Source organism: Companilactobacillus zhongbaensis (assembly GCF_003946515.1).
Taxonomy (GTDB): Bacteria; Bacillota; Bacilli; order Lactobacillales; family Lactobacillaceae; genus Companilactobacillus; species Companilactobacillus zhongbaensis.
On sequence record NZ_RHOM01000022.1, the window covers coordinates 1 to 15,437 of the forward strand.

Consider the following 15,437-nt stretch of genomic DNA (forward strand, 5'->3'; position numbering starts at 1 on the left):
ATATTTTTGACGAATTTATAAAAGCATTACCCAATCGCCTGATCAGGCTCTTGGATAATGCTTCATGATGTTAAAAAACTATTTGATTGTACCCAACCTCAACATACGAATGAGTTGAGGGCTATTTTCGTGCTTTCAACCTTTAGTTAAATGATTATTTCTTGTCTGACGATTGGGCTGATGATACTGATTTTTAATAGGTTTTTTTAGATGTTATACGATTGCACTTGTTTGTGTGGTCGTATTTTTTTGTGTTTTTTGCTGTGGTGGGGGTTCACTGCCGGTTCTGCGGAGGGTTCCGGGAATTGCGCCGTGGAACGCTGCGGACCCACTTTGAGCTATCCAAGGGTAACCCGCCCTTGGACATCTCAAAGCTGGGTCTTTTCGTAAGCACGGCCCATGCCGTGCAAACGAAAATTTCGCGGCTGACGGCGAATTCCCTCCACCCTCCGCAGAACCTAGGTTAGTGCAAACATCTCTTTTTTGTGGGATACGGTACTTAGTTTTATAGTGGTACGCTGTTTTGGCTTGAGTGTGGGATTTAGTTTTTTTTCCGGTCTTACGATTTTGACTTCGGTTTCTATCTTGTTGATTCCTTTTTTCGGTTATCATCGGCTTGTTCTTTTGTTTTTCTTGAGATTTTGGAGTCCAAATTCCTTAAGTTCCTTAAGCTCTTTAGTTTTCCTTCTGCTTTTTGTTTTCGTTTTTGCGGACTTGTAAACCGTCCGCATTTTTTTGTTTCTACTATATAAATGTTGGTTATATTAATTTGGTGTTTTTCTTTTGTTGACCGGTCATATTTAATTGAATTTCTTAATGTTGATGCTGTGGGGATGTAAACGCTGTATATTATAGGTGTAATAATTCGTTATTCTTTAAAATTATTTTTGGTTTTTGTGTTTTATTTTTCTCTATTTCTTTTTTCTTTCTTTCTTCTTTTCTTTTGTTTCACTTGTCTTTTGGGATTTTCTTGGATTGTTAATTGGGGCTTTGTTGCGGATTTGTTGCTTCTTTTTTTCAGAATTGTGAATTTGTTTAAGTTTTCCTTAAGAATGGCTTATACGTATGGTATAAGCGTTTCTGTGGGGTTAGTCGGTCATATTTGACTTGTCATTGATGGGGCTATTTGAACGACAAAAAAATTTTTGTTAAAGTAATCTAGCGAACGTAATGGCAATTTTATTGGTAAATCGCCTTTTTTATATTTAGTAAGTTGCTTTTATTTCCGAGATTCGAGAATGGAGGATTTAATGACAGAAAAAGTTAAAGTTGAAGTTAAAGATTTAACTAAAATCTTTGGCAGACATGTCAATAAAGCTAAAGAGTTGCTCCGTAAGGGGGAGACTAAGCCACAAATTTTGAAGGAGACTGGTGCCACTGTTGGTGTTGACCGGGCTAATTTTGAAATTTATGATGGTGAGATTTTTGTAATTATGGGACTTTCTGGTTCTGGGAAGTCTACTATGATCCGAATGATCAACCGTTTGATCGAACCTACTGACGGATCGGTTTCTATTGATGGTGAAAACTTGATGGAGATCGATAAGAAACAGTTACGTAATGTTCGACGTAAGAAGATGAGCATGGTTTTCCAAAACTTTGGATTGCTACCTAACCGGACTATTTTAGAAAATGCTGAATACGGTTTGGAAATTCAAGGTGTTGATAAGGAAGAACGTGCTAAGAGAGCTAAGACTGCTTTGGAACAAGTTGGTTTGACTGGTTACGATGATGAATATCCATAACAATTATCTGGTGGTATGCAGCAACGTGTTGGTCTTGCTCGTGCCTTGGCTAATGATCCTGAGATCCTGTTGATGGATGAGGCCTTTTCAGCGCTTGATCCATTGAACAGAAGCGATATGCAAGATCAATTGCTCGATTTGCAAGAAAATATGCATAAGACAATTATCTTTATTTCCCACGATTTGAACGAAGCTTTGAAGCTCGGTGATCGGATTATGATCATGCGTGATGGTGAAGTGGTTCAAACTGGTACACCGGAAGATATTTTGACGCATCCAGCTAATGAATATGTTGAGAACTTTATCGAAAACGTTGACCGTTCGAAAGTTCTTACTGCCGGTAATGTTATGATCAGACCTGTGACGATCAACGTCGACAAGGCTGGTCCTCGTTTAACTATTAAACGAATGAGAAATAATGAAGTTTCTACTGCTTATGTGATCGACAACTCACGTAAACTCGTTGGTATCGTCGATGCTAATGATGTTATCAAGTTGATCCGTAATAATAGTAGTGACCTTCGTTCAGTCGTTCAAGAGAACGTTCCAACGACTCATGAAGACAAGCCAATTTCTGATTTGATGGATGATATTTCGCAAACAGGAATTCCGATCGCCGTCACAAACGATAAGAAGCAATTGCTTGGTATTATCGTTCGTGGTGCCGTTCTAGGTGCACTTGCCGGAAATGAGGTGAAAGATATTGACTAATATTCCACAATTACCATTAGCACACTGGATCGATGGTTTTGTTGACTGGCTCGTTCAGTTTACAGGCTTTTTCAATGGTGTAACTAATTTCATTGGTGCGATCAACAACGCATTCCAATGGGTGTTCGACCTTCTACCAATTTGGTTGTTCATCGTGCTCGTTTTAGCATTAACTTTCTTTGTTAATCGAGATAAGCAAAATTGGTATTTGCTAGGGTTCGAATTTTTAGGTCTACTATTGATCTGGAACTTGGATTACTGGCGTGATATGACGCAAACTTTGACCTTAGTATTAACGTCAAGTTTGATTGCTCTAGTTATCGGTATCCCACTAGGTATCTTGATGGCTAAGAGTCACGTGGCAGAAGTTATCTTGAAGCCGATCCTTGACTTCATGCAGACAATGCCTGCCTTTGTTTACTTGATTCCTGCCGTTGCCTTGTTCGGTATTGGTATGGTCCCAGGTATCGTAGCTTCAGTTATTTTCGCAATGCCTCCAACAGTTAGAATGACTAACATGGGTATTCGTGAAGTTCCTGATGAATTGATCGAAGCGGCCGATTCATTCGGTTCAACTGAATGGCAAAAATTATTCAAAGTTGAATTACCATTAGCTAAAACTAGTTTGATGGCTGGTGTTAACCAAAGTATGATGCTCTCACTATCAATGGTTGTTATTGCTTCCATGATCGGTGCCATGGGCTTAGGTACAGAAGTTTACTTTGCTGTTGGACGTAATGATGCTGGTAACGGTTTTGCTGCTGGTTTAGCAATCGTTATCTTAGCAATCATCCTTGACCGTTTAACACAGTCACTTACACGTAGTCGCAAGAAAGGATAGGTGAGTTATTTGAAAAAATTAAAATATCTCAGCGTCTTTTTCGTAGCGTTATTAATGGTGCCACTGTTAGCTGCCTGTGGATCAACGACGGCTCCTTACAATCCTAAGGAAAAACTCGGACCACAGATCAACTATACGATCACTGGTGTTGACGCTGGTGCTGGTGTTATGGCATCAACTCAAACAGCTTTAAAGAAGTACGGTCTAGAAGAGAAGAATTGGCAATTACAACCTAGTTCAACTGCTGCTATGACGAGTACTTTGGATAAAGCTTATCAGGACAAGCGTCCGATAGTTATTACAGGTTGGCAACCACACTGGATGTTCACTAAGTATAAACTCAAATTCTTAAAAGATCCTAAAAACGTCTTCGGTAAAGCTGAACACATCGATACTGTTGTTCGTAAGGGATTGAAGAAGGATAAACCAGAAGCATACACGATTTTGGATCGTTTCCACTGGACAAGTGAACAAATGTCGAGTGTTATGTTGAAGGTCAACGATGGTGAAGACCCTAATAAGGCTGCTAAAAACTGGATCAAGAAGAACCCTGACATAGTTAAACAATGGACTCAAGGTGTTAAGAAGGTACATGGTGAAAAACTTAAGATGACTTATGTTGCTTGGGATTCAGAAATTGCATCTACTAATGTGATCGCTCAAGTATTGAGAGATCAAGGTTATGATGTAACGATCCAATCAATGGAAATGCAACCAGTTTGGGCTTCTATCGCCACTGGTGCTGCTGATGCTCAAGTTAGTGCTTGGTTGCCTAAGACGGCTGCTAAGTTTGCTTCTGATTATAAGGGTCAGTATGAGGACCTTGGTCCTAGTCTTGAGGTAGCTAAGGTTGGTTTGGCTGTTCCTACTTATATGACTAATATTAATACTATTGATGATTTGAAGAATAAATAGGTTTTATGATGAGAGAAGTCTGATTCGCTGAGAGTCGGGCTTTTTTTGTTTGTGTGGGTTGTTTTGGTGGGGGTTCACTGCCGGTTCTGCGGAGGGTTCCGGGAATTGCGCCGTGGAACGCTGCGGACCCACTTTGAGCTATCCAAGGAAGACCGCCTTGGACATCTCAAAGCTGGGTCTTTTCGTAAGCACGGCCCATGCCGTGCAAACGAAAATTTCGCGGCTGACGGCGAATTCCCTCCACCCTCCGCAGAACCTAGGTTAGTACAATCAATCTTTTTGGGTTTGGATACGGTACTTATCTTTGTTGTGGTCGTATTTTGGGATGGGGTGGATTTCCCATCTTTTTTTTCGTTCTTACGATTTTTGCTTTGTTTCCTTATCTGGTCTATCTTTTTTGCTCGCTTCATCGATTGTTTGTTTTGGTTTTCTTTCATATCATCCTTTTTGTTTTTTCTTTCGCTTTTTGTTTCTTGCTCTTTCACTTGCTCCTTTGTCGCTCGTGAAAATCGCCTCATTTTTTCGTTATTTTTGGGGATTTGTTGGATATTTTTGGCATATTTGATGGCTTTTCTTTTGTTTTTTGGTTTATTTCACAATCTTTGGTCTTTTTGGACCTTGTCTCGCTGTTGTGGTTGTAAGCGGTTTTATAATTAACGGTTCACAATGTATATATTTTAGGAATATTTTATATATAAAATGATTATTTACAAATCTGATAAATGAGACTAGACTGTTATAGAAATCAGTTATACGGAATATTTATTACCTATTCAAAGGGGGATTATAATAGTATATAATTCTATTCGTAGAGAAAAGTTATGATATAGGGGTGGTTACGTGAATATTCAATCTTTCGTTGAGAAAAGGAAAGAGATGGGTCTTTCACAGAAAGCACTTAGTAAGGGTATTTGCACCCAGGCTACTTTGAGTAAATTTGAGAATAATGGCAAGATTCCGTCTATGAAGATTTTGATCCAGTTGTGTAATCGATTGGATCTGGCTTTGGACGATATTATTGGCCTTGATAATAATGGTAAGAAGAAGCAGATTCAGGCTATGAATAAGGCTGAGTTTAATTTGATTATTGAGGAATACGCTAATTCTTGGGAGATTTTGAATGAGATCGATCTTGATTCTATTTCTGATGATCTGAAGGCTACTATGCAATATTATTATTTGAAGGGTTATTTGAATGTTTTGGACAATGGCGATTTGCTTGAGGCTGTTTTTGATTTTAATCGTATTTTGTCTGATCTTGATGTTAAGGGTGAAACGATTTTTACTTTCTTAGCTTTTGTTGGTATGGGTATGGTTTATGCTCAACAAGGTGACGATGCTAAGAGTGAATATTATTTCAGTAAAGTTTTTAATGATATTTATGTGATGGAGATCGATGATGTTACTAAGATCTGGCGTTATATCAATATTATTTTTTACTGCTCATTGTATTACTCAAATCGCAAGGAATTTGAAACTGCAAATACGCTTTTGAGATACGGAGTGAAGGTTTGTCAAGATAACCATGTGACTTACTACATTGCTCGTATTTACGAACAGCTGGCTATTAATCGATGCGAGACTGTTGGCAAGGATGCTGAAGTTTTGGATCTGTTGAACAAGGCCGAAGTTTTTTCTGAATTTAATCATAATGAAAACGAATTAGTAAAGATCCGTGGGCTGATTAAAGACTGTAAGTAAGAGGGGATTATATTGACGTCTTATAAGAAGCTTAATAAGACGCTACTTTGGACTTTAGTCATCGCTTTTTCTATTTTGATCGCCGGGGGACTTTTGATTTTTAAAAATGAAGCTCCACGTCCTTCAAAGATCGTTAATGAACAAGGCTCGACTGTGGTCACAAAGCAGCAATTATTGTCAGGACAAGCTGTTTTTGAAAAATACGGTTTGACTGATTACGGTACTTATCTAGGTAATGGTACTTATTTTGGACCTGATTATACTGCACAAGCATTGCACGTATATTTGAATGGTATGCATAACTACTATGCACACAAGGACTACGATAAGAACTTCAAGCAATTGAGTACCGAGCAAAAATCAGGGATCAAGGGGAAGGTCACGAAAGAGATCCGTGTCAATCGTTACAACGAATCTAAAGACCAATTGACTTTAACTGATGCCCAAGTTGCTGGATTGAATCATTTAACTAAGTACTATCGATCGGAATTCCGGAACAATCCTAAGGAAGCTGGGATGCCGGAAAATATGATCAGAAATAATACTGACGACTTTATGCAAAACGGTGATAAGATCGATCAGTTAACTTATTTCTTCTTCTGGGGAGCATGGATGTCTTCGACAAACCGTCCGAACCAGATCTTCTCATATACTAACAACTGGCCTTATGACTTAGATGCCGGAAATGTCATGACGAGTGACGTTATGATCTGGACTGCTGTCTCAGTTGCCTTATTCGTTGTTGGTATGGGACTAGTAATTTACTTCTACAAGAAGTACTCGTTTGATATGGATTACACTGAAGCCTATTCAGAAATGGGCGAGATCAAGACGAGCGAACCAATCACTCCTTCACAAAGAAAGGCTGCTAAGTATTTCTTAGTAGTTATGTTAATGTTCTTAGTTCAAGTATTACTAGGTGAGTTAATGTCTCACTACTACGTTGAACAAGGATTCTTCGGATTACCACTGCAATATATTTGGCCATTTAACTTGGCTAAGACTTGGCATTTGCAACTAGTTATTTTCTGGATTGCAACTGCTTGGTTAGCAACAGGTATTTACATCACGCCGCGAGTTTTGGGACACGAGCCAAAACATCAAGGAGTCTTAGTTGATATCCTATTCTGGGCTTTGATCATCGTTGTTGGTGGATCAATGCTTGGTGAATGGGGCGCTGTTACTGGCGTTATCAACGACAAGTGGTGGCTCTTCGGTCATTACGGTTGGGAATACGCCGAGATGGGTAAATTCTGGCAGATCTTATTCATCCTCGGAATGCTTCTCTGGGTTGTAATTTTATGCCGTGGATTCATACCTGCCATCAAGAAACGTGTCAACAAGCACAGATCAGTCCTTTTGACATTGTTACTTTGTGGATCAATTGCAATTCCACTATTCTATTTAGCATCACTCTTCATTCTTCCAAATTCACACGTTACATTTGCCGATTACTGGAGATGGTGGATCGTTCACCTTTGGGTAGAAGGTATCTTCGAATCATTCGCCGTTATCTTGATCGGTTACTTGTTAGTCGACATGAAGTTGACTACTATCAAGTCAACTATTAGAGCCTTGTACTTCCAATTGATTTTACTATTGGGTACAGGTGTTGTCGGAATGGGACACCATTACTTCTGGGAAGGTGACCACTCGATCTGGTTAGCTCTTGGAGCTTGTTTCTCAGCTCTAGAAGTAATCCCACTATGTCTCTTAGTTTGGGAAGCATACACACACTACCGCGTATACCGTGACAGTATGTTAGATTTCCCATACAAGGGCACATTCATGTTCTTAGTATCAACAGGACTATGGAATGCTGTTGGTGCAGGTGCCTTGGGTTGGTTGATCAACGCACCAGCAATCAACTACTTTGAACACGGAACACAATGGACATCAGCCCATGCTCACGGATCAATGGCCGGAGTATACGGATTCTTCTCAATCGCAATTATGCTTTTTGCAATCCGTCACTTAACAAAGACCGACTTCTGGACGCAAAAAGTCGAGAAGTGGATCAAATGGGCCTGCATCACCCTAAACGTCGGACTAGCCGGAATGACATTCGTAACATTAATGCCATTAGGTTGGTTACAACTAAAGGATGCCCTTGACTTCGGATACTGGCACGCAAGACAAGCCAGCTTCTATCAACAACCAATCGCCAAGAACCTAACCATCATCAGATCAGTACCTGATGTTATCTTTACCATTGGTGTTGTTATCTTATTGGTTATCTTCTTTAGAGCAATGTTTAATCTTAAGAAGTCTTCTGATAAGTTAGATCCTATTGATTATGAGATCAAATAGAGCGTGGAAGGGGATGGTCAGCTGCTGAGGATTAACGCGAGTGGGCGCACAAGGTGCGGCGAAGCCGTGCCGCGACCACACGTGTTAACCGGAGGCCGCTATCCCCTGGAACGCGTTTCAGCTACAAAGCGGGCAACGTTTGGTACAAAAAAATAAACATTTGGAACCAAAAATCTCAACGTTTGGTATAAAACAAGAACAGTTTGGAAACTAAAATAATGCCATTTCTACAACCAAACAACTTTGTCGAAACCAAACGTGAATTAAACGAAGTGTCGGTAAAATACGACATACAAAAAGACGAACATGAGCGAGAAATCGCATCATGTTCGTCTTTTTTGTTTAATTCAATTCCGTATATTTTTTATTACTACCTTTTGCTTTATCAACAGGGTACTTAGCAATGTTCTTTTTCAATTTGCTATCGATGATTTCGTCAACATCTAATCCAAGGTTGTCAGCCATCATGTATGAATAAATCAAAACGTCAGCTAATTCTTCTTTAAGCTGCTCAGGTTTCTTTGCAACTACATCTTCTGGTTTCTTCCACTGGAAGAGCTCTAATAGCTCAGAAGCCTCAAGAGAGATGGATATGGCTAAGTCTTTTTCATTGTGGAATTGACGCCAATTACGGTCATCTCTAAATTTATTGATCTTTCGCATAGAAGTGTGGTCAGTCATTTTAAATATCCCCTTTTTGTGCTTTTAAAAGCTCTTTTTGAAGCTCTTCATCAATTGCGTAGATATACAAACCGTTGACTCCACGAGTAAGTAAAACATTTAATTCGTTTTTTAACAAGTCAGTGGAGACGTCGATTTTCTTGTTTTTGTAAGTTCTTCGTTGAGTCACTTTTGAGTTGAAACTGGCAGATTTATCGAAGAACAACTTGCCATCTCTAAATTTAACTGATGGGCCAATTATTACAGCAGCGTAGTTTAGGTCAAATCCTTGAATGGTAAAAGTTGAGCCAACTTCGTCAATGGTATGATCTTGTTCAGCCCAAGATAGATCCTTATAATTGACCTTTCTATTCCGAGGTTTTGGCAGTTGCAAATTCCAAGGTAATGAAAAATCCCCGACTTTGACGTTCCAGTATTGCTCGTCATCTGGATGTTTTCCTTTGATGAATTTCCAATCAAAAGTTGCTAACAGTCTGGATATTCCATTGTCAACATTGGCTGATTTTTCTTTTATGGCTTCGTACATGCTTTGTGGATCTTTAAAAACCTTTAAATCATATTTGTCGTCTTCAGGAATGTTGAAAACGGTCTTTTTATCAATCAGCCCTCTGATCCATTCTACGGTTTGTTTATTGGCGTTGATACGCATTTGATTGTGTAATTTAATATAATTTCCTTCGATTGAGGCTTCTAAGACTAATCGATGCATATCTTCTGAATCCATGTACTGTTCACGAGAGAGAATTTGGTTTTCATCGTAAACCGCAACAACTACTTTCGCTCTGTCGATGATATCTTGTAACTGATTTTCACCTTGATATGATTGCTTTCCTTGTGTCCAGAGTAAGTGAGCTTCGTCGATCAACACTACATCAACCTTGTTGTCAGGAGAATGATGGTTGATGAAAGAAGTTGGCTTGGAAACGACAGATTTATCTTTGTTTAAACCCAGTTTTTCTGCAATTTTTTCATACACCTTTAACTGCTGGTCGTGATTAACTAATAAATAATTAGTACTACCTTCAAGAATTTTATTGTCATCATGTTTTGATTCGTTTTCTAGTTCAAAAAAGATACTACTTAGTAAAACTGTTTTTCCAGTCCCAGCGCTTCCGTTGATCATGACCAATTGCTTTTCTTTATTCCTATTGATGGCTTCTTCGATCTTCATCATTATTTCGTCTTTGGCATTTAATTGCTCAGCGGTTAACTTGTGGAAAGGTGAAGCCTTGAAAATAGCAGAATCACGAATGACTCTTTCTAACGGAAACAGTTCTTTGTTGTCTTCACGAAGTTTAGTCCATATCTTTGAAAAAATAGCATCGAGTTCATCTTCGGTGTAATAGTCACTTTGGGGATTAGTTCTCCCATTGTCCAAGGTAACGTTGTTAACGCTAGACATGTAATGGATTAATTTGTTTTCGATATCTAGAGTCAATGACTTGTTAAAGTGATCGTGACCGATAATGTACATTTCAGAAGTAGGGGAATTCTCGGCTTTTTGCCAAAAATTATTTGGATCACTATCTTCTTTTAGATGTTCCAATGATCGACGTTTGATATCAGTTGTTTCACCGACATAAACGGAGTATTGGTCTTGATGTTTGTTTTTATCATCCACGATGTAAACGGTGGGATAACTCAATATATAGCCATTTTCTTTTAAGTCTGAAAAAGAACTGTCTATTTTATCGATTTCTTTCTTGTCGTATTTAATTTTTTTGACGATTGGTGAATTGATTTTTTCCAAAGGCTTTTCTCCGATAGTTTTCTCATTTCTAATGATATCAAATATGGTGTGTGACGAAGAAATGAATTTTTTATATTTTATATGTTCAGCACAAATGAAAAATTGTATTTGAAAAACTGAGCATAGCATTGAAAATCATCAATGAGATTTTAAGGGATTTTCAGACTGACAACTGTCAAAATGGTATAAATTATATTTAGAATCTTCTAATCTAAAATATTTTTTGAAAGAACCTCACCACCTCTCAGCGACTGATATAGCAGCGATTCTGTCAAATATGCAAACAATTAAATTAACAGAAAATTAAAATTAATCCTTGAATATTAAAAATTCTAATGCTAGTATACGTGTATCAAATCAAGGAGGTTACATCGTATGTTTAATAAAGCTTATGCCAAACAAATTAAATCTAACAACTCTGTGGCCTTCTTACTAGCCTTGTTGCTCTAGCCAGGACTCTGACAATTTTATGTCGAGTCCTATTTTGCGTTAGACAATGGGGCTCGTCTAGTAGATTTTTCCGACACCTCATTGTAAAAGCAATGAGGTGTTTTTTTTACCCAAAAATAGATAGAAGACAATGGAGGATCTACATTATGAGCAAGACAATTCAATTTTTCGACACAACATTAAGAGATGGTGAACAAACTATCGGCGTTAACTTTGATATCGACCACAAGGTCGCTATTGCTAAACAACTTGAGGCTTGGGGAGTTGATGTGATCGAAGCTGGTTTCCCAGTTGCTTCTGACGGTGACTTTGAAGCAGTCGAGGCTGTTTCGAAGGCGGTCACGAAAGCCCAAGTTACAGGACTTGCCCGAGCAAAGAAGAAGGATATCGATGCTTGCGTGAAAGCTACGGCAGCCGCAAAAAATAAACAGATCCATGTATTTATCGCAACTAGTCCGATTCATCGCGAAGATAAATTACATATGACTAAAGAACAAGTTATTAAATCGATCCACGATAGCGTTAGTTACGCACATAAATTTTTTGAGATCGTGGAGTTTTCACCCGAAGATGCTACTAGGACTGAACCTGATTTCTTAGTTGAATCTATCCAAACGGCTATCGATGCTGGTGCAACAGTCATCAACATTCCGGATACTGTTGGCTATACCAACCCTGAAGAGTTCGAACAGCTTTTTAAAAATCTTCGTGAAAATATTCCAATGTTTGACCAAATTACTTTTTCCGTTCACTGCCACGATGACCTGGGGATGGCGGTTGCTAATAGTTTACAAGCTATCAAGAGTGGTGCTACTCGAATCGAGGGAACAATCAATGGTATCGGTGAACGAGCTGGGAACGCGGCGCTAGAAGAAGTCGCTGCTGCAATGTACGTTCGCAAGGATTATTACCAGGCTGACAATCACATTGATATGGCTGAGACGATGAAGACGAGCCAAATGATCAGTCACTTCTCCGAAATGCCAGTGCCTCACAATAAAGCCGTTGTTGGTGCCAATGCCTTTGCTCATGAATCGGGGATCCATCAAGATGGGATGCTCAAGAATCCGCAAACTTACGAGATCTTAACACCAACCGTTGTCGGTGCGAATAAGACGACCTTACCGCTAGGAAAACTTTCAGGTTCTCACGCCGTGATGACTAAGCTACAAAATATGGGCTATCAAGTCGATAAGGACGATATGAAGCGGATCTTCCCAAGATTCAAACACGTCGCCGACCACAGCTCGATCGTTTCCGAAGAACAACTTCGCAACATTATGAATCAGATCAAGGAGATCGCATAAGATGAAAAAAGCAGATATAGCAGTACTTCAAGGAGACTACATTGGACCAGAGATCATGAAAGCGGGACTTTCCGTTTTGGAAGCTGTCAGTCAAAATACTGGATTCGATTATGAATTGCATTTTGCTCCCTTCGGCGGAGAGGCCATCGATCAAACGGGCGAGCCCTTGCCGGACTCGACTTTGAAAACTTGCCAAGCTAGTGATGCCGTTTTACTTTCTGCTATCGGTGGTCCCAAATGGGATCAAGCTAAGAAACGTCCCGAAGCAGGCTTGTTGGCAATCAGAAAAGAGTTGAACTTGTTTAGCAATATCCGACCAACACGGATCAGTTCAGCAATGGAACCTTTTTCCCCGATCAAGATCAATGGGGATGTCGATTTCGTTATCGTTCGTGAGTTGACTAGTGGAATCTACTTTGGAACTCCTCGATCAAAGACAACGGAAGAAGCAGTCGACACGATGCGTTATACCAGACAAGAAATCGCGCGGGTAGCTCGGGTGGCTTTTGACATGGCGATGCGCCGAAAGAAGCACGTGACTTTGGTCGATAAAGCTAACGTCTTGGCAACTTCTAAGTTTTGGAGAGAAGTCGTAGCCGAAGTTGCAGCCGATTATCCCGAAGTCATTTACGACAATAGTTACGTCGATGCAATGGCCATGAAGATCATCTCGCAACCGGAAAAATTCGACGTTATCTTGACCGAGAACTTGTTCGGCGACATCTTGAGTGACGAAGCCGCTCAGATCACTGGATCATTGGGAACGATCCCTTCAATGAGTACTGGTGAAACGGGTCCAGCATTGTACGAGCCGATCCACGGCTCAGCTCCTGATATCGCCGGAAAAAATATCGCCGATCCGATCTCGATGATCAAGTCAGTCGCGATGATGTTGGAGCATTCTTTCGACCGAGCAGATCTTGCAAAAATCATTAATGTATCGATCGATAAATCAATTGAGCAAAAAATAGTCACACCCGATCTTGGCGGCAACAATACCACGACCGAAGTGACCGAAAATATTATTCAAAACATCAAAGAAAGCAGTGAAAAGTATGTCACAAACAATGTTCGATAAAATTTGGAACCAACACGTAATTGCCGGAGAACCAGGGGAGCCACAACTAATGTATGTTGATCTTCAGTTGCTCCACGAAGTTACTTCACCCCAAGCTTTTGAAGGATTGAGAGAAAATCATCGCCAAGTTCGTCGTCCGGAAAGAAATTTTGCGACGATGGATCACAACGTTCCCACAGTTGATATTTTTAATATCAAAGATGCCATTTCTCGTAAGCAGATCGAAACGCTTCAAAAAAATGCCGAAGAATTTGGTGTCAGACTAGCAGGAATGGGTTCAGAAGATCAAGGAATCGTCCACGTTATCGGACCTCAACTAGGTTTAACGCAACCAGGGATGATCATCGTCTGTGGTGATTCGCATACTGCTACTCATGGGGCTTTTGGTTCGATTGCTTTTGGTATTGGTACTAGTGAAGTTGAACACGTTTTGGCAACGCAAACGATTTGGCAGACGAAGCCAAAGACGATGGGGATCCACGTTCATGGAAAGCTTCCTCACGGCGTTTTTGCCAAAGACATTATCATGGGCATCATCGCTCGTGAAGGCGTAGCTTTTGGAACTGGCTATGCAGTTGAGTTTTACGGTGACACGATCGAAAGAATGAGCATGGAAGAACGGATGACACTTTGCAACATGGCTATCGAAGGTGGCGCCAAAATGGGCAGCGTTCAACCTGACCAAACGACTTTCGACTACGTTAAAGGTCGCAAGTACGCTCCAAAAAAATTCGACGAAGCGGTAGCTTATTGGAAACAATTTTATACCGATGACGTCTCGGCTTTTGATGACACGATCGACTTTGATGTTTCTGAATTAGCACCATTCGTTTCTTGGGGGACTAACCCAGGGATGGCCGTTCCCGTTGATCAACCTTTCCCAGCCATTAAAAATGATGATGATAAAAAAGCTTATCAATATGTCGGACTAAAACCTGGTGAGAAGGCTGCTGAGATACCTATTGGATTCGCCTTTTTTGGGTCGTGTACTAACGGTCGTCTTTCCGATTTGAAAGTAGCCGCTAAAGCTATCAAGGGCCACCACATTGCCAAAGGCGTGACCGCATTAGTAGTTCCCGGATCACGTGCTATCAAAGAACGCGCTGAAGAATTAGGACTAGATAAAATTTTTAAAGAAGCGGGCTGTGAATGGCGTGAACCTGGCTGTTCTGCTTGTTTAGGGATGAACCCCGATAAAGTTCCCGCCGGCGTTCACTGTGCATCGACTTCGAACCGAAACTTCGAGGGTCGCCAAGGTGCAGGATCCAGAACTCACTTAGCTAGTCCCGCCATGGTAGCTGCCGCAGCAATCTACGGACATTTCATCGACATTAGAAAGGAAGCCATCTAACATGCAAGCAATCACAACTATTACCGATACGACCGTACCGATCATGAAGGAAAACATCGATACGGACCAACTGATCCCCAAACAATTTTTAAAAAACATTTTAAAAACAGGTTATGCCAGAGACTTATTTTATGACTGGCGCTACTTACCAGGTGGCAAGCCTAATCCCGATTTCATTTTGAACGATGCCGATCGACAAGATGCCACAATTTTGATCACAGGTGACAACTTCGGCTGTGGATCAAGTAGAGAACACGCCGTCTGGGCCTTAAAAGACTACGGCTTCAAAGTAGTCATCGCCGGAGGATACAGTGATATCTTTTACATGAACAGCACCAAAAATGGCCTCCTAGCCATCATCTTGCCCGAAGACCAAAGAAAATATCTCGCTTCGATCCCAGCAGACGAAAAAATCACCGTCGATCTTCCTAATCAAGAGGTTCGAGCAGAGGACAAGACTTTCAGCTTCGACATCGATCCACTTTGGAAGCATAAGTTTGTTAATGGGCTTGATGATATTGCAATCACCATGAGTTATGAAGATAAAATCGAACAATTTGAGCAAGGAATGGCAAAATTTTAAATTGAGGTAATTGC

General features: G+C 40.2%; 10 protein-coding genes and 1 pseudogene. 9 read left to right on the forward strand and 2 right to left on the reverse strand.

Annotated features, from left to right (window positions below; translation table 11 throughout):
* The first annotated feature begins 1,250 nt into the window (after positions 1-1,250).
* From EKM69_RS08960 to EKM69_RS08980, 5 genes and pseudogenes are all read left to right on the forward strand, one after another.
* Positions 1,251-2,456, forward strand: a pseudogene (locus EKM69_RS08960) (quaternary amine ABC transporter ATP-binding protein).
* Entirely contained in the window at positions 2,449-3,297 is an 849-nt protein-coding gene (locus EKM69_RS08965; RefSeq protein ID WP_125710321.1) for an ABC transporter permease, read from the forward strand. Before EKM69_RS08960 ends, EKM69_RS08965 begins: the two are co-directional and overlap by 8 nt.
* Before the next feature lie 54 nt (positions 3,298-3,351).
* Positions 3,352-4,212 carry a glycine betaine ABC transporter substrate-binding protein gene (locus EKM69_RS08970; RefSeq protein ID WP_125710368.1) on the forward strand — a complete coding sequence of 287 codons (861 nt, stop codon included), beginning with the start codon at positions 3,352-3,354 and terminating at the stop codon, positions 4,210-4,212.
* 840 nt (positions 4,213-5,052) lie between these two features.
* Positions 5,053-5,913: a helix-turn-helix domain-containing protein gene (locus tag EKM69_RS08975; RefSeq protein ID WP_125710323.1), complete on the forward strand. Its 861-nt coding sequence runs from the start codon at positions 5,053-5,055 to the stop codon at positions 5,911-5,913.
* Between the two features lie 12 nt (positions 5,914-5,925).
* On the forward strand, positions 5,926-8,223 hold the full coding sequence (locus tag EKM69_RS08980; RefSeq protein WP_125710325.1) for a nitric-oxide reductase large subunit: 2,298 nt from the start codon (positions 5,926-5,928) through the stop codon (positions 8,221-8,223).
* Positions 8,224-8,565: 342 nt separating this feature from the next.
* Here EKM69_RS08980 and EKM69_RS08985 read toward each other — a convergent pair whose 3' ends face one another.
* Together EKM69_RS08985 and EKM69_RS08990 are read right to left on the reverse strand one after the other, a co-directional pair.
* On the reverse strand, positions 8,566-8,904 hold the full coding sequence (locus EKM69_RS08985) for a nucleotide pyrophosphohydrolase (protein WP_125710327.1): 339 nt from the start codon (positions 8,902-8,904) through the stop codon (positions 8,566-8,568).
* Position 8,905: 1 nt separating this feature from the next.
* Complete coding sequence (locus tag EKM69_RS08990) at positions 8,906-10,654, reverse strand: DUF2075 domain-containing protein (protein ID WP_225423876.1); 1,749 nt, start codon at positions 10,652-10,654, stop codon at positions 8,906-8,908.
* Between the two features lie 596 nt (positions 10,655-11,250).
* Here EKM69_RS08990 and EKM69_RS08995 point away from each other — a divergent pair.
* From EKM69_RS08995 to leuD, 4 genes are read left to right on the forward strand one after another with little or no spacing between them, the layout of a single operon-like run.
* A complete protein-coding gene (locus tag EKM69_RS08995) occupies positions 11,251-12,411 on the forward strand; it encodes a 2-isopropylmalate synthase (protein WP_125710331.1) in 1,161 nt (386 codons plus the stop codon).
* Between the two features lies 1 nt (position 12,412).
* Positions 12,413-13,489 carry a 3-isopropylmalate dehydrogenase gene (leuB, locus tag EKM69_RS09000; RefSeq protein WP_125710333.1) on the forward strand — a complete coding sequence of 359 codons (1,077 nt, stop codon included), beginning with the start codon at positions 12,413-12,415 and terminating at the stop codon, positions 13,487-13,489.
* Positions 13,467-14,840: a 3-isopropylmalate dehydratase large subunit gene (gene leuC, locus EKM69_RS09005; RefSeq protein WP_125710335.1), complete on the forward strand. Its 1,374-nt coding sequence runs from the start codon at positions 13,467-13,469 to the stop codon at positions 14,838-14,840. Before leuB ends, leuC begins: the two co-directional genes overlap by 23 nt.
* A gap of 1 nt (position 14,841) precedes the next feature.
* Positions 14,842-15,423: a 3-isopropylmalate dehydratase small subunit gene (gene leuD / locus EKM69_RS09010; RefSeq protein ID WP_125710337.1), complete on the forward strand. Its 582-nt coding sequence runs from the start codon at positions 14,842-14,844 to the stop codon at positions 15,421-15,423.
* Positions 15,424-15,437 lie beyond the last annotated feature (14 nt).